This window comes from Massilia sp. CFBP9026, assembly GCF_034045165.1.
In the GTDB taxonomy this organism is placed as follows: domain Bacteria; phylum Pseudomonadota; class Gammaproteobacteria; order Burkholderiales; family Burkholderiaceae_D; genus Telluria; species Telluria arenae.
In genome coordinates this window covers 699,263-716,098 of record NZ_JAXCWH010000002.1, presented here as the reverse complement: position 1 = coordinate 716,098, position 16,836 = coordinate 699,263, and the positions used below count along the sequence as shown (strand labels likewise).

Here is a 16,836-nt window from a genome sequence, read left to right as displayed (position 1 = left end):
CGGCGCTCTCCGGACACCCCTCTGGCTGGCTTCGGTGGCCCTTGATTCCTGTCAGGCCGCCCCCAATTGCCGTGTGTCCACATAACAACCACGTGAAGCAAAGAGCGCCGCCATGACTACTACCAAACACGCCAAAGTCCTCATCCTCGGTTCCGGGCCAGCCGGCTACAGCGCCGCGGTGTATGCCGCCCGCGCCAACCTGAAGCCGATGCTGGTCACCGGCGTCGAGCAGGGCGGCCAGCTGATGACCACCACCGATGTCGAGAACTGGCCGGGCGACCCGCTGGGCGTGCAGGGTCCGGAACTGATGCAGCGCCTGCTGCAGCATGCCGAGCGCTTCAACACCGAGATCGTGTTCGACCACATCCACACGACCTACCTGAACGAAAAACCGATCCGCCTGGTCGGCGACAGCCACACCTTCACCTGCGACGCCCTGATCATTGCCACCGGCGCCTCGGCCCAGTACCTCGGCCTGCCGTCGGAACAGGCGTTCATGGGCCGCGGCGTGTCGGCCTGCGCCACCTGCGACGGCTTCTTCTACCGCAACCAGGAAGTCGCCGTCATCGGCGGCGGCAATACCGCGGTCGAGGAAGCCCTGTACCTGGCCGGCATCGCCTCGAAAGTCACCCTGATCCACCGCCGCGACAAGTTCCGCGCCGAGCCGATCCTGGTTGACCGTCTGATGCACAAAGTCAGCGAAGGCAAGATTGTGCTCGAGCTGAACCAGACCCTGGACGAAGTCCTGGGCGACCAGAGCGGCGTGACCTCGCTGCGCCTGAAATCGGCCAATAGCGACGAAACCAAGGAACTGACCGTGCACGGCCTGTTCGTGGCGATCGGCCACAAGCCGAACACCGGCATCTTCGAAGGCCAGCTCGAGATGCACAGCGGCGGCTACCTGGTGACCAAGTCGGGCCTGGAAGGCATGGCGACCGCCACCAGCGTGCCGGGCGTGTTCGCCGCCGGCGACGTGCAGGACCATATCTATCGCCAGGCGATCACCAGCTCGGGCACCGGTTGCATGGCAGCGCTCGACGCCCAGCGCTACCTGGAAGCGCTGGAAGACGATCCAAAGTAATCAACGCACTAAAAAGGTAGCAAGCGATGGCGGGCATGAAAGACTTCGCGCAACTGAAAGGCTTGCGCGACCAGCTCAAGGAAGACGAGCGCGTGCGCGCCATCGAACAGGCCGAACGCGAAAAGCGCGAACGCATCGCGCGCGAACGGGCGGTGGAATTCCGCACCTCGATGGAAGGCATCACCAAGATGCCTGAGTCGGACCGCTACGTGCACCGCCCCGTGTACGTGGCGCCCAACCGCGCTGCGCAAGCGCGCGCGCAACTGAGCCCCGAAGATGAAACGGCCGACGTGCTGCGCGCCTCGATGTCGGATGAACTGTCCGACCTGTTCGACGTCGAGGGCATGCTCGACGAAGACCCGTCCATGAGCTATGCCCGCGACGGCGTCGGCCCCGACGTCGTGAAAAAGCTGCGCAAGCGCCACTGGCCGATCCAGGACGAGCTCGACCTGCACGGCCTGACCCGCGACGGCGCGCGCGACGCCCTCACCGATTTCCTGCACCGCGCCAACCGGCGCGGGATGCGCTGCGTGCGCATCATCCACGGCATCGGCTATGGTTCGCCCAAGGGGGAGCCGGTGCTGCGCAGCATCGTGCACAGCTGGCTGGTGCAAAAAAACGAAGTCATCGCCTTCTGCGCGGCCGGCCGTTCCGACGGCGGCCATGGCGCCCTCATCGCCCTGCTGCGCCCCGCCCTGCACGATTGATGTTGCGCGCGTTGGACGGTATGCTGCATCTCGTGTGACAATCACTCATTTCAAACTGGCAATTTCGCTGGAAATTATCTGTTAACTGTAGAATGCCTCGTACCCGGACACTTCCGGATTGACCGCAAAGGGGATGTGTGAATTGAACGCGACGCAAGCAGTTCCAATGGAACACGGACGGCAGGTCGACCTGCAATCCTGCGCCGACGAACCGATCCACGTCCCGGGCTCGATCCAGCCGCACGGCGCCCTGCTGTTCTTCCAGGAGAACGGCCAGCTCGAAGGCTGGAGCATGAACGCGCCGGCGATGCTCGGCATCGCGCCCACACTCGGCCTGCCCTATGCCGGCCTCGGCCTGCCGGCTGACGCCGTCGATGCCATCGCCGACTGCATCGCCTTGCGCGGCGACGACGATGCCGCGCCGCTGGTGGCCAACTTGCGCGTCGGCGACACCGACTACGACTGCGTGGTGCACGCCGAAGCCGGACGCATCGTCGCCGAGTTCGAGATGCGCGAGACGTCGAGCGAGGAAGTGTCGCGCTTCGCCATCAAGGCCCACGGCTCGATCGACCGCCTGCGGCGCCAGAAGACTATCGATGCCCTGCTCGCCTCGGCGGTGCAGCAGGTGCGCGAGTTCACCGGTTTCGACCGCGTGATGGCCTATTGCTTCCGCGCCGACGACAGCGGCGACGTGGTGGCCGAAAGCCGCCGCGACGACCTGGTTCCCTATCTGGGACAACGCTACCCTGCCGGCGATATCCCGGCCCAGGCACGCCGCCTGTACACACTCAATACCCTGCGCATGATCCCGGACATGGGCTACGAGGCGGTGCCGCTGTACGGCGCACCGGGCGCGGCTCCGCTGGACATGAGCTTCGCGGTGCTGCGCAGCGTCTCGCCGGTGCACGTCGAATACCTCAAGAACATGGGCGTGTGCGCCTCGATGAGCGTGTCGATCGTGATCAATGGCCGCCTGTGGGGACTGATCGCCTGCCATCATATGTCGCGCAAGCTGGTGCCGCATGCGATCCGCATGGCGGCCGACGTACTGGCCCAGGTAATGGCCTCGACCATCCACAGCATCGAAGCGCGCCATGAGGCGTCGCTGGCCGAGCAGTCGGCACGCGTGCGCACCGCGCTGGTCGAATCGCTGCTGCTCGACGACGATCCGCTCGACGCGCTGGGCGAACACGCGCGGGCGCTGATGGCGGCAAGCGGTGCGCAAGCGATGGTGGCGACACAGCACGGCAAGATCGCCACCCATGGCGACCTGCCTGCCGGCCTGGCCGAGGCGATCGTTGCCTCGCTGCCCGACAACCAGCACGATCTGGTGGTGCGCGAGATGCGCGCCGACTGGCCTGAAACCCTGCGCGAGCAGCTGGGCAAGTGGGTCGGTCTGCTGGCCCTGCCCTTCGACCCGCTCGGCCACGGCTGGTGCATCCTGCTGCGCGTCGAGCAGATCGAAACCGTGGCCTGGGGCGGCCGCCCGGACAAGACCGAAGCCATCGGCCCGCTGGGCGCGCGCCTGACGCCGCGCGGCTCGTTCGACGCCTGGCACGAAACGGTGCGCGGCTGCGCCCACCCATGGGAGCACAGCGTGCTGGCCAATTCGCGCCTGACCCTCGCCGAACTGGTGCGCGCCATGAACGCGCACCGCTCGCAGACCGAGGCCACCCGCGCCCAGTTGCTGGCGATGCTCGGCCACGACCTGCGCGACCCGCTGCACTCGATCAATATGGCCGGCATGGTGCTGGAACGCACCGGCAACGCCAGCGGCGGCGGCAACAGCGGCCAGCCGACCATCGGCAAGCGCATCCAGTCCTCCACCAACCGGATGCAGCGCATGATCAGCCAGGTGCTGGACATGAGCCGCATCGACCGCGGCATGGGCCTTGGCGTGGCGCTCGAACAAGTCGACCTCAAGGCGCTGCTGGTCGACCTGATGGACGAGGCGCGCATGGCCTATCCTTCGATCCCGCTTGAACTGGTGTGCGACGACCCGGCCACGGTGAAGGCCGACAGCAGCCGCCTGGCCCAGGTGCTGTCCAACCTGCTGAGCAATGCGCGCCACCACGGCGAACCCGGGCAGCCGGTCACTGTCTGCCTGCGCGCGCGGGACGGCGAAGCCTCGGTCGCCGTGTCGAATGCGGGCGCGCCGATCCCGCCGGAGACGGTGGCGACCCTGTTCAATCCGTTCAAGCGCACCTCGCTCAACAATCCGCGCAACCGCACCGGCATGGGCCTGGGGCTGTACATCACGCAGCAGATCGTGCGCGAGCACAGCGGCGAGATCGCCTACCGCTACGAGAACGAGCGGGTGGTGTTTACTTTGCGCCTGCCGCTGGCCGGCGGCTGACCAGCGTCGGCAAACTCCAGCCGCCACCTGCCGCGATGCCGCGGCACATGCCGGTCGTTCCCGACGCCGTGTGCACGAAGCGCCGGCCGTCCCACACCCATTCGTCGTGCCCCCAGCAGTCGCCAATGCCACGGCCCTTGTGAGATGCGCCGATGACGCCCTTGTCGTAGTCCGTGCCCGATTGCGTCACCAGTGCCGGCGCGAACGGCGGCTTGCGGTTGGCGACCCAGTAGCCGTGCCCCTCGTTGTAGGCGCCGCGCCAGCAGCGCGCCGAGACCAGCATCGTCGTTGACGTGAGCGGCGCATAGGCGAATTTGCTCTCGCCGGTGGCGATCGCCTCGAGGTCGCCGCAGTCCTCATTGCCGGCGGTCTTGCGCAGGGTCGCCAGCAGGATCCGTTCTTCTTCCTTGCCCAGCGGCGCCAGTTCGCCAGCCGGGACCGAGGCTGCCGTGACTACCGGCGCAGGCAACGGCGGCAACACGTCCTGCTCCGGCCTGCCGCCCTTGCGCATGGCGGCGCCCGGCGTGCCCAGGCGGCCCTGGAACTCGTCCATCTTGAGCAGGACCGCCGAGGCGCCCTTGCCCGACAGGGACCAGGTGAGGCCTCCGGCACGCCAACTCACCTTGCCGGCGCCGGCCACTGCGCGCAGCAGCGCCTGGGCCTGGGAAGCGCTCAGGCTGCCGATCGACTCCTCGCCTTTTAGCTCGACCGTGCCGAGCGCGCGGCCGTCGACCTGCATCGCGAGCGTCGCGGGCAGGTCGATGCCATCGTCGGCATCGCCCAGCCGCAGCTTCACATCGAAAGCCTGGCTAGGCCCTGCCCTGCGCTCCAGCAGGACCGATAGCGGCCGGTTGCGGCCTTCTTCGGCATGGTAGCCGGCGGCGCGGCAGGTACGGGTGTTGTCGCAGGCGAGTTCCCAGTCGTGGTGCTGGAAAGACAGCTTGGGTAGCTCGCTCGCCCAGATTGGATTGGCGGGGTTGGCGGCGGCCAGGGAGGCCAACAATAGGGTGGCGATACGCATGCGTGGGCGGGCTTTCTCTCGTCGTTGGTGCGCCGCAGATTTACCTTACGTAAGTCTGCAGCCGCATGGTAGTCTAACAACACTTCCCGCTTCCTGCTGCTGCATGACCCTCATCAAGTTCATCGAAATCATGGCGATCCTGGTCGGCGCGTTTTCCGGCTTCATCGAGGCACGGCGCAAGCGCATGGATCTGGTCGGGGTCTTCACGGTGGCCTTCATCACCGCCTTCGGCGGCGGCACCCTGCGCGATATCCTGCTCGACAAGCGTCCCCTGTTCTGGGTCACGCACCAGGAATATGCGATCGCGATCTTCGTGCTGGCGCTGGTGGCCTCGCCCCTGATCCGCACGCTGCGCCAGATCGTGTCGGAACGCCTGATCGTGGTGGCTGACGCAGTGGGACTGGGATTGTTCTCGATCGCGGGAACGTCGGCCGCGCTGGCGGCCGAGATGCCGATCTTCATCGCCTCGATGATGGGCGTGATCACCGGGATCTTCGGCGGCGTGCTGCGCGACATCGTCTGCAACGAGGTGCCGATGGTGTTCCGGGACGGCAAACCGTATGCCATCTGCGCCTTCCTCGGCAACTGGCTGTTCCTGCTGATGGGTAAATACGGCGTGTCGCACGACTTCGCGCTGTGGTCGAGCTGCCTGTTCATCAGCGGACTGAGGCTGCTGACGTGGAAGTTCGATATGCGGATGGGGCGTTGATGCAACCAGGTTTCAGCAGGCGCTGGTAAACGCGTGGACGGCATAGCCGTCCACCCTACAGCCGCGTGGGTGGCAGTGTTACACCGCGTCCGCGCCGGTCTCGCCGGTACGAATACGAATCACCTGCTCCACGTTCTGAACAAAAATCTTGCCGTCGCCGATCTTGCCGGTGCGCGCGGCCTTGATGATGGCGTCGACCACCTGCTCGGCCATCGGATCGTCCACCACCACCTCGATCTTCACCTTCGGCAGGAAGTCGACCACGTATTCCGCGCCGCGATACAGCTCGGTGTGGCCCTTCTGGCGGCCGAAGCCCTTTACTTCGGTCACGGTCAGGCCGGTCACGTTCACCTCGGCCAGCGCTTCGCGCACTTCGTCGAGCTTGAACGGCTTGATCACGCAGGTAATCTGTTTCATGGTGTTGGTCCTTTCATGTACCAAAGTTAATCGGGGATGTTCGCCAGGTCGTCCAGCCACACGGTGGCCTCGGAGTCGGACGGCGCGCGCCAGTCGCCGCGCGGGGACAGCGAGCCGCCGTTGCCGACCTTCGGCCCGTTCGGCACGCAGGAACGCTTGAACTGGCTGGTCTTGAAGAAGCGGAACAGGAAGATCGACAGGTTGCGCTTGATGGCGCCCAGGTCATACTGGTTGCGCGTGCCCAGCTCCTCGGGCCAGCGGCCAAGTTCGCGATCGTGCCAGGCAGAGTACGCGAGGAAGGCCGTCTTGCTCGGCTTGTAGCCGTAGCGCAGCGTGTAGAACAGGTTAAAGTCCTGCAGCTCGTAGGGGCCAATGCGGTCCTGCGTGCTTTGCGCGGGCTTGTCGTCGTTGGCACCGCCGGGCACCAGCTCAGGGCTGATCTCGGTGTCGAGGATGTCGAGCAGCACCTGCGCGTCGCCGCCGACCACGGCGCCGGTCTCGGCCACCCAGCGCACCAGGTAGGAGATCAGGGTCTTGGGCACGCTGGCGTTGACGTTGTAGTGCGACATATGGTCGCCCACGCCGTAGGTGCACCAGCCCAGCGCCAGCTCGGACAGGTCGCCGGTGCCGATCACGATCCCGTTGTGGAAATTCGCCAGTCGGAACAGGTGATTGGTGCGCTCGCCCGCCTGCACGTTTTCGAAGGTGATGTCGTATTCGGCCTTGCCCTCGACGTAGGGGTGGCCCAGGTCCTTCAGCATCTGGATGCAGCTCGGGCGGATGTCGATCTCTTGCGCGCTGCAGCCGACCGCCGCCATCAGGTCGCGCGCCTGCCTGAGCGTGCGGCCGCTGGTGGCAAAGCCCGGCATCGTATAGGCCAGGATGTTGGTGCGCGGCAGGCCGAGACGGTCCATGACTTTCGCGCACACCAGCAGTGCATGGGTCGAATCGAGACCGCCCGACACGCCGATCACCACCTTCTGGATGCCGCTCGACGACAGGCGCTGGATCAGGGCCTGCACCTGGATGTTATAGACCTCGGTGCAGCGCTCGTCGCGCCGCGCGCGGTCGGCAGGCACGTAGGGGAATCGCTCGATCTTACGCTGGAGCGGCAGGGTGCGCGCCAAAGGCAAATCCAGCTCGAAGTCGATCACTCGGAAGTTCGACACCTCACCGGCATGACGCCGCACCGACTGCGCGAAGGTGGTCGCCTTCATGCGCTCGGTCGACAGACGGTCCAGGTCCACGTCGGCATAGATGATGTGCGAATCGTCGGCGAAGCGCTCGGACTCGGCCAGCAGCTCGCCCTTCTCGTAGATCAGCGACTGGCCATCCCAGGCCATGTCGGTGGTCGATTCGCCGCGGCCGGCCGAGGTGTACAGATAGGCCGCCATGCAGCGCGCCGACTGCTGGCCGACCAGTTGGTGGCGATAGCCGCTCTTGCCCACCACGACGTTCGAGGCCGACAGGTTGACCAGCACCGTGGCGCCGGCCAGCGCGGCGAACGAGGATGGCGGCACCGGCACCCAGACGTCCTCGCAGATCTCGACGTGGAAGCGCAGCAGCGGCAGATTGGCGACCTCGAACAGCAGGTTCGCGCCGAAGGGAACGAGCGCGCCGAACAGGTCGATCTGGTCCACCGCCGCGCAATCCGCGGGGGTGAACTGCCGGGATTCGTAAAACTCGCCATAATTAGGCAAGAAACTCTTTGGCACCACGCCCAGCACTTTGCCGCCCGCGACCACCACGCCGCAATTGAACAGCATGTGGTTGACCCGCAGCGGCATACCGATGACCATGGCCAACGGCAGCGTCTTTGATTCCTCGACGATGGCCGCCAGGCCCTCGAGGGTGGCGTCGAGCAGCGCGCGCTGGTGGAACAGGTCGTCGCAGGTATAGGCGGACAGGCCCAGTTCGGGGAATGCGACCAGGGCGGCGCCCTGTTCTGCGGCCTGGCGCGCGAGCCCGATGGTCTGCTCGACGTTATACGCCGGGTCGGCGATCCGCACGCGCGGGATGGCCACCGCGACGCGGGCGAAATGGTGCGAATAGAGATTGAAGAATGGGCTGTTCATAAAATGATCTTCGCAGTGAGACAGGTCGAGGCCGCATCGCTGCCTGTCGTCACTCACCTCGTCAATGGAAGCAATTTTGAATTATCGCACGCATATCGTTTCCGATCTGTCCGAAGTCGGCCAGGCCTCCTGGGACGCACTGGTCCAGGCCCAGGCGGCGCCGACGCCGTTTCTCTGCTACGCTTTCCTGCATGCGCTGCACGCCTCGGGGAGCGCCTCGCCCGAGACGGGCTGGCAGCCGCAATTCCTGCTGCTGTATGACGAACAGGACGTGCTGGCCGCCGCCCTGCCCCTGTACGTCAAGGGCCACTCGTATGGCGAATACGTGTTCGACTGGGCCTGGGCCGACGCTTATCAACGCCATGGGCTCGACTATTACCCCAAACTGCTGAGCGCGATCCCGTTCACGCCGGTGGCGGGCGCACGCCTGATGGCGCGCGATGCCGCGGCGCGGGCAGCCCTGGTCGACGTGCTGTGCGCCACCCAGCGGGCGACCGAGGTCTCGTCGACCCATGTGCTGTTCCCGCCCGAGGAAGAGGCGCAGCAGCTGCGCGACGCCGGCTTCCTGCTGCGCAGCGGCGTGCAGTTCCACTGGCTCAACGGGGGCTACCGCAGCTTCGACGAGTTCCTGGCCACGCTCGAGCAGAAGAAGCGCAAGAACATCCGCGCCGAGCGGCGCAAGGTGAAGGAAGCCGGCGTGACGATGCGCAGGGTGCGCGGCATGGACGCCACGCGCGAGGACTGGGTGTTGTTCAACCGCTGCTACCGCAACACCTACCGCGAACACCACTCGACGCCCTACCTCAACCTCGATTTCTTCCTGCGCATCGGAGCAACCATGGCGGAGAATATCCTGCTGGTGATCGCGGAACAGGAAGGCCGGGCGATCGCGGCCTCGCTGGTGATCCACGATGAACACACTCTGTATGGGCGCTACTGGGGCGCGCTCGAGCACGTGCCCTGCCTGCACTTCGAGGCCGCCTATTATCAGCCGCTGGAGTTCTGCATCGAGCAGGGCATCGCCACCTTCGAGGGCGGCGCCCAGGGCGAACACAAGATGGCGCGCGGCTTCCTGCCGACCCGGACCTGGTCGGCGCACTGGCTGGCGCATCCGTCGTTCGCGGACGCGGTCGAACGCTTCCTGGAGCGCGAAGCGGGCGGGATCGACGATTACATGGATGAGCTGAACGAGCGCAACCCGTTCCGGGCACGCTGACGCTCCCCCGCCGCCTGCTGCGTGCGGCGAAGGTCCAATGGCGGCGCGCGACCCGCCCGCCTAGACTGCGAGGATGCCGCACAACCGGGCGGCGCGCGAAAGGAACGGACATGAACCCCGACTTCAAAGGTGTGATCGAACTCGACGTGCGCGACTCCACGCCGGACTGGGAACCGTTCCTGGCCCGGCGCGCGCCGCAAGGTGCGCCGAACGTGCTGGTCGTCCTGTACGACGATACCGGCCTGGCGGCATGGGAGCCCTTCGGCGGCCGCATCGAGATGCCGACGCTCAAGCGCCTGGCCGACACCGGATTGACCTACTCGCAATGGCATACGACGGCGCTGTGTTCGCCCACGCGCTCGTGCTTCCTGACCGGTCGCAACCACCATCAGAACGGCTTCGCCACGATTTCCGAGGCCGCCAGCGGCTTCCCCGGCTATAACTCGCATGTGCCGCCGGAGTGCGCCACCATGGCCACGGTGCTGCGCGAGGCCGGCTGGAGCACCTTCTGGGTCGGCAAGAACCATAATGTGCCGGTCGACGAATGGACCATGGGCGCGTCCAAAAAGCGCTGGCCGCTGGCGATGGGCTACGACCGCTACTACGGATTCATCGGCGGCGAAACCAACCAGTGGTATCCCGACCTGGCCGAGGACAACCACTATGTCGAGCCGCCGTACTCGCCGGAGGAAGGCTACCACCTGTCGCGAGACCTGGCCGACAAGGCGCTCGAATTCATCCGCGACTCGCGCCAGACCGAACCAGACAAGCCCTGGTACCTGTGGTTCTGCCCAGGCGCCAACCACGCGCCGCACCACGCGCCCCGCGAATACATCGACAAGTACAAGGGCAGGTTCGACGACGGCTACGAAGCGTATCGCGATTGGGCGCTGGCGCGCATGATCGACAAGGGCATCCTTCCTCAGGACACCGCGCTCACGCCGCTCAACCCCATGCGTGAAGGCACCTTCAGCCCGCTCGACGCGGTGCGTCCGTGGGACACGCTGGACGCCGACGAAAAGGCCTTGTTCAGCCGCATGGCCGAGGTGTATGCCGCCATGTCCGAGTACACCGACGTGCAGATCGGCCGCATCGTCGACTACCTGGAAGAATCGGGGCAGCTCGACAATACCCTGGTCATGTATTGCGCCGACAACGGCGCCTCCGGCGAGGGCTCGCCGAACGGCTCGATCAACGAAGGCAAGTTCGCCAACGGCTTCCCCGACGATATCGGCCAGAACCTGGCGATGCTGGACCAGTTGGGTACCCCAGCCACCTACAACCATTATCCGACCGGCTGGGCAGCGGCGTTCTCGACCCCGTTCCGGATGTTCAAGCGCTATTCCTACCAGGGCGGCGTCGCCGATCCACTCGTCATCTGCTGGCCGAAGGGCATCAAGGCGCGCGGCGAGGTGCGTCACCAGTACCACCACTGCACCGACATCGTGCCGACCATCCTCGAATGCTGCGGCGTAACGATGCCGGCATCGGTCGACGGCGTGACGCAGACGCCGCTGCCGGGCGTCTCCATGCGCTATTCCTTCGATGACGTCGATGCACCCACGCAGAAGGAAACCCAGTATTACGAGATGCTGGGCACCCGCGGCATCTGGCACAAGGGCTGGAAGGCGGTCACTGAACACGGCCCCTTCACTGACCTCGGCAACTTCGACAAGGACCGCTGGCAGCTGTTCCATACGGACGAAGACCGTTCCGAAGCGCTCGACCTGGCGGACCAGCACCCGGAAAAAGTCGGAGAGATGGCCGCGCTCTGGATGAGCGAGGCGAAGAAATACGATGTGCTGCCGCTGTCCGACCTGGGCGTCATGGGGATCCTCAAGATGGAGTTCAAGCCGCCCGTGCCGCCGAGCCGGCAGTACGCCTATTACCCGGGCACCAGCACCGTGCCGGAACATTCTGCCGCCAACACCCACGGCGTCTCGTTCAAGGTGCTGGCGGACGTCGAGTTCACCGCCGACAGCCAGGGCATCCTGTTCGCCCACGGTTCACGCTTCGGCGGCCATGCGCTGTTCGTCAAGAACGGTAAGCTCATCTACGTCTACAACTTCCTCGGCATCCCGCCCGAGCAGCGCCTGGTCGGAGATGCACCCCGATCCGGCAAACACGTGGTCGGCGTCGAGTTCACCAAGGAGAGAATGGGCCAATACAAGGAATCGTATGGCCCGGCGCGCCTGTACGTCGATGACCAGGTCGTGGCCGAAGCCGAGATCCGCACGATGACGGGGCACTTCGCCATTACCGGCGAAGGCCTGTGCATCGGCTACGACTCGGGCGACGGCGTCTCGCACGATTACCGGCCCAGGTTCGCATTCTCGGGGGGCAAGATCAACAAGGTCGTGTTCGACGTAGGCAGCGACCTGTACGTCGACGTCGAGACGCACCTGGTCGCCGCCATGGCGCGCGACTGAACGCCGGGCCAGGGAGCCCGGCTCAAGGAAGCACTGCCTGCGTCATCACGCGGCGAAAATCAGGTTTCGATAACCGGTACCGACGAAAAAAAAGCTGGCCCGCGATACGGATCCAGCTTTTTATTCATTGCCGCCGACGATCTGGCGGCAGACGTGCTTAGTTCCAGCCGCCCGCATTGCTGCGGAAATTCTCCTGGAACGGCTTGCCGGCCTCAGCCTGCTTGCGGATGACGCTCCTGGCGCGGCTGCCGGCGGCAGCGACGAGGGCATTGACGATTTTTTTCACGTGCGACTCCTTGATTGCACCGCCGACAACGGCGGCGCCTACGATAACGACTGCTATGCAACCGTTATATAGGCGACCCGGACGAACTTCCAATTCCGAGTAGCAATATCAGACATCAGCTTCGTGAATGTTAATCGAGTTGCCTCCCTAGCCAGCTATGGATCCCATCAAGCGAGCGGAATTCGGACACCGAGCGGCAGGCGATTCCAGGGTGGCGCGCTTGCAACATGCGCGCCAGGGCGGCCCCCGGCCCCAGCTCGAGCGCGACCGTCACGCCGGCTTCGACACACGCGTCCATGCATTCGCGCCAAAGGATCGGCTCGGCGATCTGGCGCGGCAGCTCGCGCATTGCCTTCTTCGCATCGGTGACCGGCTCGGCCGAGATACCGGACAGGACCGGGAAGGCCGGCGCCGACCAGCGCTGCTTCTCCAGCAGTGCCGCGAACGGCGCCACGGCGGCCTGCAGCAGCGGCGTGTGCGAGGCCACGGCGACCGGCAGCAGGGTCGCGCGTCCACCGGCCGCCAGCGCCGCTTGCGCCAGCGCCTCGCCCTGGGCTGCGGGGCCACCGGCCACCAGCGCATCGTCGCCGGTAACGATCGCGGCGTAGTAGCCGAAGCGCGCCAGCAGCGCTTCCACGCTCCCATCGGGCATGCCGGACAGCGCGACCATCGCCTGCGCCGCCTCGCCCTCCAGGCAGGTGTCCATCACACGCGCGCGTTCGATGGCCAGCTTGACTGTGGAACCAGGGTCGAGCGCGCCGGCGACGCCATAGGCCGACAATTCGCCGATGCTGTAGCCGGCGACCAGGGCCGGTTCGGGCAGCCGGGCGCGCAAGGCGGTCCATATCGCCAGGGTCGCCGCGACGATGGACGGCTGCGCGATGCGGTTCGCGAAACGCTCTTCGCTTTCCACTGAAGCGCGCAGCACCGGCGCCAGTCGCGGCTCGACGAACCATTCGTCCAGCAGCCCGCTGGCGCCAGGGTCCAGGCGCGCCAGGTCGAACATGCCGGCATGCTGAGCGCCCTGCCCCGGGCACAGGATGGCGAGCCGTCCCGCCATGCTAATCGACCGTCACGGCCTGCAGCAGGCAGGCCGCGCCCAGCAGGTCGGCCGCGCCGCCCGGCGACAGGCGGCCGGCGACGAAGGATCGATGACAGGCCAGCGCCCGCGCCTCCCAGTCAGGGCTGGCGGTGCCGCCGCGCGCAACGAAGGCGCGCGCCTGGCGCCGCACCCTCGAGGCGCCGTCAGGGCCGCCGCGATGGTAGACGTTGGTGTCGCTGATATGTGCCATCAGGGCGAACAGCGCATCGATGCGCGCTTCCCGCATGCCGCGGCCAGCGTCCAGGGTGCGGCGCAGGGCCGGCAGGCCGATATGAAAGACCGACGGAAAGCCGCGCGCGCCCTCCTCGCGTGCGCCGCTCGCCGCGTAGGCCGACCGCGCCCGGGCCCCGTTCGATTGCATCCCGGGAGCGACACTGTGCGCGCCGAGTTCTCGCCCCCAGCCCTCGAGGAGCATGGCGTGCACCCTGCCTGCCGTCAGCGCCGCGCCACTGGCGTGGCAGCGCCCGATTGCGGCGCACAGCATGCCGAGGCAGAAGATCGCGCCACGGTGGGTGTTGATGCCGGCGGTGGCGCGCAGCATGCGCGCTTCGGCATCGATGCCGAGCCGCTTGAGCGTGTGGAACGGCGCGTCGCGCATGCCGGCATGCGTGATCTTCAGAAAATAGCGGCGCAGCGCGAACATGCTGCGCAGGAAGGTCACGGCCGTCATGTCGGCATGGCTGCCGTTGTCGACCAGCGAGACCAGGCCCGGCTTCGGATACAAGACCAGTTCGGCGTACAGGCTGCGCACGGCCAGGCGCGCAATGCGTTGGCAGAACGCGCGCTCGGCGATGGCGGCCGGCAGGCGGGACGCCACCGTCGTGTGCAGGCAAGTCAATTCGGGCACGTTTCTTCCTCCAGCGTCGCAATCAGTTCTTCGGGTAGCACCAGCGCGATCCGGTGCAGTCCCTTGGTCAGCACGCGCGTGCCCGGCGCGCCCGCAAAGGCCGCGCGCAGCTCCTTCCAGGCCACTGCGCGCCCATCGGGGAACACCACTTCGCCATCGAGCGGCAGGATGCCCGCATGCCAGGCCAGCAGGTCCAGCCCCTTCATCAGCTGGCGCCGGCTGGTGGGCTGCAGCAGCACGTCGATGTCGGAATGCGGGGTCAGGTAGTACTGGCCGGTCAGCGCCGCCAGCGCCACCGAGCCATACACCGCCAGGCCCACGCCGGCTTCGGCGGCCTGGCTTTCGAGCAGGGCCAGGCTCTCGCGCCACTGCTCCGGCACCGCGTCCAAGGCCGCGACCAGCGGCAAGGCGCGCGTGCGGCGGCCGATATCGGACAGCTCGACCCGGCAGCCGAACTTCAGTTTACCGCCTTCGTCGGGCCGCGGCGGCAGCGGGAAACCGATCGCCACCTCGTTCGCCGCCATCTCGGCCTCGGCGCGCCGCACCACGGCCGGCCAGCCGCCGTCGCGCCAGCGGTCGAGCGCGGCCAGCGCCGCCTCGGGCGCGCCGGCGCGCACGCGCTGCCAGCCGCGGCGCGTCAGCCATACCAGGTCATGCCGCGCGAACATGGCCGCCGCTCCGCACCGCTTTGGCGACCGGCTGCGCCAGCAGGCGTCCGCCCCGCTCCAGGCCCAGCGCCATGCGCCGGTCTTCATCCGTGGCATCGCCCAGCGCGCGCACCAGCTGCCCGGCGAGATCGTCTTCCCAGATGCCGTGCAGGCCGCCCATGCGCAGGTAGTTTTCGGGGCCTGGCGCGAACACCGGATTGTCCCGCGCCAGCTCGGTCAGGCGTTCCTCGGGCACCTTGGTGATGCGCGCCATCGCCGGCAGGCCCATGACGCGGATGGTCGACTGCGGCAATGCGTAGCAGGCGCTCGCGATCAGGCCGCTGGTGATGAAACCGCCCGACAGCGCCTGATCGTACACCAGGCCGATCACGGTATGGCCCTGGCGGCGCGCCAGGTCGACGCACTTGCCCAGGTGGGCCATATAGCTATTGATGCCCAACATCTCGTCGCGGTGGCGCAGGCGCTGGCCTTGCGTGTCGACCAGGATCAGGATCGGCCGTCCCGGATGCTCCTGCACCGTCTTGAGGATCGCCTGCGCCTGTGCCAGCGCGATCTCGATGCCGATCGGCGTGTGGCCGGTAGTGCCGATCACCGCGACCGGCTGGCCGTCGACCTGCGCCGTGCCGGATAAAAAATTATCGCGTTCGACGATGTCGTGACCGCCGGGGAAAAGCTGGGTCGTAAGTAGCTGCCAATCCATCATGGTGCTCCCGTTGTGGCGCGGTATTGCGCCGCCATGTCGAGGAAGGCGTCGGCTTCCAGCATCGGCACCCTGGCCGGCTCCGGCACGCCGAGCTGCTTCCACACGTCCATCGGTTCGGCCAGGCCCGCACTGTCGTCCAGGCGCCGCGCCAGCATGGCCTGCTCGGCCAGCAGTCCCTCGAGCGTCAGGCGCACTTCGCCGCCACGCAGCTCGGCGATCGCCGCGATGGCCGCCGTGCGGAAGGCGTCCGACTCGTCCGCCACCAGCAGCTGGCAATCGCCCAGCAGGTAGCGGTGCTTGCCGCCCGTGGTGCGCCACACCAGCGCGCGGTCGCGCGAATCGAATTCCTCGACCCCATTCGCGGTCTCGATCACCTCGGGGCCCGACATGCCCAGGCGCCCCTCCTCGGACATGATAACGGTGTTGGCGCAGCGCGCCGCGATGCCCATGCCGCCGAAGCAGCCATTGGCGCCGCCCACCACCGCCACCACCGGGATGCCGGCGGCGCGCACGTCGAGCATGGCGCGCATCACTTCCGACACCGCGATCAGGCCGGCGTTGGCCTCGTGCAGGCGCACCCCACCCGATTCCAGCAGCAGCAGCACCGCGTGCGCGTTCTCGTCGATCGCGCGGCGCAGCATGCCCACCAGCTTGGCGCCGTGGACCTCGCCCACCGCGCCGCCCATGAAACCGCCCTCTTGCGCGGCGCCGAACACCAACTTGCCATCGAGTTTGCCGCGGCCGACGACGACGCCGTCGTCGAACGACACCGGCGCGTCGAGCTGGGCCAGGTGCGGGCTTGCCACCCGTTCGCTCGGCGGCAGGAATTCCTCGAAGCTGCCGGCGTCGAACATCGCCGGAATGCGCTGGCGCGCCGTCAATTCCTGGTAGCTGCTCATACTGCGCCTCCAGTCAGGGATTCCACCGCCTGGTCGAGCCGCAGGCTGACCACGGCCGGCGTGGCGCCCATATCGTTGATACTGATGCGCGCGTCGGCGAGACTCCAGCGATCATGAAAATCGGCCATCACGGCCTGCCAGGTGGCGCCGAAGCCGACGGCCGCGGTGCGCACCTCGATCTCGCACGCGCCCTGCAAGGGCGACGGCTCGATCAATACTTCGAGATTGCCCGAGCCGACCACGCCCACCAGCTGCGGCATGCCGGCCAGCGAACGCCTGCCCTGCTCGAAACGGTATTTCAACGTTTCCATGGTTGTTTC

The 16,836-nt window shown here is 66.8% G+C and carries 16 protein-coding genes; 6 read left to right on the top strand and 10 right to left on the bottom strand.

Features of this window, described 5'->3' with window-relative positions:
• Nucleotides 1-112 precede the first annotated feature (112 nt).
• From trxB to SOM28_RS07495, 3 genes are all read left to right on the top strand, one after another.
• The gene (gene trxB / locus SOM28_RS07505; protein WP_123068839.1) at nucleotides 113-1,081 is read left to right on the top strand and encodes a thioredoxin-disulfide reductase; all 969 of its coding nucleotides are present in this window, start codon (nucleotides 113-115) and stop codon (nucleotides 1,079-1,081) included.
• A 26-nt stretch (nucleotides 1,082-1,107) separates the two neighbouring features.
• Entirely contained in the window at nucleotides 1,108-1,788 is a 681-nt protein-coding gene (locus SOM28_RS07500) for a Smr/MutS family protein (protein ID WP_123068838.1), read from the top strand.
• Nucleotides 1,789-1,954: 166 nt separating this feature from the next.
• Nucleotides 1,955-4,144, top strand: coding sequence for an ATP-binding protein (locus SOM28_RS07495; protein ID WP_320467718.1), 2,190 nt, complete (start codon nucleotides 1,955-1,957; stop codon nucleotides 4,142-4,144).
• On the opposite strand, the gene SOM28_RS07490 is transcribed toward SOM28_RS07495, so the two are convergent.
• Complete coding sequence (locus tag SOM28_RS07490; RefSeq protein WP_123068836.1) at nucleotides 4,113-5,165, bottom strand: DUF1176 domain-containing protein; 1,053 nt, start codon at nucleotides 5,163-5,165, stop codon at nucleotides 4,113-4,115. The genes SOM28_RS07495 and SOM28_RS07490 overlap by 32 nt on opposite strands.
• A gap of 103 nt (nucleotides 5,166-5,268) precedes the next feature.
• Here SOM28_RS07490 and SOM28_RS07485 point away from each other — a divergent pair, with 103 nt between their 5' ends.
• A complete protein-coding gene (locus tag SOM28_RS07485) occupies nucleotides 5,269-5,874 on the top strand; it encodes a trimeric intracellular cation channel family protein (RefSeq protein ID WP_005669569.1) in 606 nt (201 codons plus the stop codon).
• A 78-nt stretch (nucleotides 5,875-5,952) separates the two neighbouring features.
• Here SOM28_RS07485 and SOM28_RS07480 read toward each other — a convergent pair whose 3' ends face one another.
• Both SOM28_RS07480 and SOM28_RS07475 read right to left on the bottom strand, forming a co-directional pair.
• Nucleotides 5,953-6,291, bottom strand: coding sequence for a P-II family nitrogen regulator (locus SOM28_RS07480; RefSeq protein ID WP_005669566.1), 339 nt, complete (start codon nucleotides 6,289-6,291; stop codon nucleotides 5,953-5,955).
• Nucleotides 6,292-6,317: 26 nt separating this feature from the next.
• Nucleotides 6,318-8,366, bottom strand: coding sequence for an NAD(+) synthase (locus SOM28_RS07475; protein ID WP_320467717.1), 2,049 nt, complete (start codon nucleotides 8,364-8,366; stop codon nucleotides 6,318-6,320).
• A 64-nt stretch (nucleotides 8,367-8,430) separates the two neighbouring features.
• On the opposite strand from SOM28_RS07475, the gene SOM28_RS07470 reads away from it, so the two are divergent.
• On the top strand, nucleotides 8,431-9,582 hold the full coding sequence (locus tag SOM28_RS07470) for a GNAT family N-acetyltransferase (protein ID WP_320467716.1): 1,152 nt from the start codon (nucleotides 8,431-8,433) through the stop codon (nucleotides 9,580-9,582).
• 110 nt (nucleotides 9,583-9,692) lie between these two features.
• Nucleotides 9,693-12,011, top strand: coding sequence for an arylsulfatase (locus SOM28_RS07465; RefSeq protein ID WP_320467715.1), 2,319 nt, complete (start codon nucleotides 9,693-9,695; stop codon nucleotides 12,009-12,011).
• A gap of 157 nt (nucleotides 12,012-12,168) precedes the next feature.
• Here the strand turns inward: SOM28_RS07465 and SOM28_RS07460 are convergent, their stop codons facing one another.
• The 7 genes from SOM28_RS07460 to mdcC all read right to left on the bottom strand — a co-directional run bounded on the left by SOM28_RS07460 (nucleotide 12,169) and on the right by mdcC (nucleotide 16,827).
• Nucleotides 12,169-12,297 (bottom strand): hypothetical protein, encoded by a 129-nt coding sequence (locus tag SOM28_RS07460; protein WP_267876048.1) that lies wholly within the window; start codon nucleotides 12,295-12,297, stop codon nucleotides 12,169-12,171.
• Between the two features lie 130 nt (nucleotides 12,298-12,427).
• A complete protein-coding gene (locus SOM28_RS07455; RefSeq protein ID WP_320467714.1) occupies nucleotides 12,428-13,357 on the bottom strand; it encodes an ACP S-malonyltransferase in 930 nt (309 codons plus the stop codon).
• A 1-nt stretch (nucleotide 13,358) separates the two neighbouring features.
• Nucleotides 13,359-14,246 (bottom strand): triphosphoribosyl-dephospho-CoA synthase MdcB, encoded by an 888-nt coding sequence (mdcB, locus tag SOM28_RS07450; protein ID WP_123068830.1) that lies wholly within the window; start codon nucleotides 14,244-14,246, stop codon nucleotides 13,359-13,361.
• Nucleotides 14,234-14,914, bottom strand: coding sequence for a malonate decarboxylase holo-[acyl-carrier-protein] synthase (gene mdcG, locus SOM28_RS07445; protein WP_320467713.1), 681 nt, complete (start codon nucleotides 14,912-14,914; stop codon nucleotides 14,234-14,236). Before mdcG ends, mdcB begins: the two co-directional genes overlap by 13 nt.
• Nucleotides 14,898-15,614, bottom strand: coding sequence for a biotin-independent malonate decarboxylase subunit gamma (locus SOM28_RS07440; RefSeq protein WP_320467833.1), 717 nt, complete (start codon nucleotides 15,612-15,614; stop codon nucleotides 14,898-14,900). Before SOM28_RS07440 ends, mdcG begins: the two co-directional genes overlap by 17 nt.
• On the bottom strand, nucleotides 15,614-16,516 hold the full coding sequence (locus tag SOM28_RS07435) for a biotin-independent malonate decarboxylase subunit beta (RefSeq protein ID WP_320467712.1): 903 nt from the start codon (nucleotides 16,514-16,516) through the stop codon (nucleotides 15,614-15,616). The genes SOM28_RS07440 and SOM28_RS07435 overlap by 1 nt, the downstream gene beginning before the upstream one ends.
• Entirely contained in the window at nucleotides 16,513-16,827 is a 315-nt protein-coding gene (gene mdcC, locus SOM28_RS07430; RefSeq protein ID WP_005669552.1) for a malonate decarboxylase acyl carrier protein, read from the bottom strand. The genes SOM28_RS07435 and mdcC overlap by 4 nt, the downstream gene beginning before the upstream one ends.
• Between the last annotated feature and the right edge of the window lie 9 nt (nucleotides 16,828-16,836).

Bases quoted from the DNA above. Each gene is read 5' to 3' on its own strand.
- trxB (WP_123068839.1), top strand. From the start codon at position 113: ATGACTACTACCAAACACGCCAAAGTCCTCATCCTCGGTTCCGGGCCA.
- SOM28_RS07500 (WP_123068838.1), top strand. From the start codon at position 1,108: ATGGCGGGCATGAAAGACTTCGCGCAACTGAAAGGCTTGCGCGACCAG.
- SOM28_RS07495 (WP_320467718.1), top strand. From the start codon at position 1,955: ATGGAACACGGACGGCAGGTCGACCTGCAATCCTGCGCCGACGAACCG.
- SOM28_RS07490 (WP_123068836.1), bottom strand. From the start codon at position 5,165: ATGCGTATCGCCACCCTATTGTTGGCCTCCCTGGCCGCCGCCAACCCC.
- SOM28_RS07485 (WP_005669569.1), top strand. From the start codon at position 5,269: ATGACCCTCATCAAGTTCATCGAAATCATGGCGATCCTGGTCGGCGCG.
- SOM28_RS07480 (WP_005669566.1), bottom strand. From the start codon at position 6,291: ATGAAACAGATTACCTGCGTGATCAAGCCGTTCAAGCTCGACGAAGTG.
- SOM28_RS07475 (WP_320467717.1), bottom strand. From the start codon at position 8,366: ATGAACAGCCCATTCTTCAATCTCTATTCGCACCATTTCGCCCGCGTC.
- SOM28_RS07470 (WP_320467716.1), top strand. From the start codon at position 8,431: ATGGAAGCAATTTTGAATTATCGCACGCATATCGTTTCCGATCTGTCC.
- SOM28_RS07465 (WP_320467715.1), top strand. From the start codon at position 9,693: ATGAACCCCGACTTCAAAGGTGTGATCGAACTCGACGTGCGCGACTCC.
- SOM28_RS07455 (WP_320467714.1), bottom strand. From the start codon at position 13,357: ATGGCGGGACGGCTCGCCATCCTGTGCCCGGGGCAGGGCGCTCAGCAT.
- mdcG (WP_320467713.1), bottom strand. From the start codon at position 14,914: ATGTTCGCGCGGCATGACCTGGTATGGCTGACGCGCCGCGGCTGGCAG.
- SOM28_RS07440 (WP_320467833.1), bottom strand. From the start codon at position 15,614: ATGGATTGGCAGCTACTTACGACCCAGCTTTTCCCCGGCGGTCACGAC.
- SOM28_RS07435 (WP_320467712.1), bottom strand. From the start codon at position 16,516: ATGAGCAGCTACCAGGAATTGACGGCGCGCCAGCGCATTCCGGCGATG.
- mdcC (WP_005669552.1), bottom strand. From the start codon at position 16,827: ATGGAAACGTTGAAATACCGTTTCGAGCAGGGCAGGCGTTCGCTGGCC.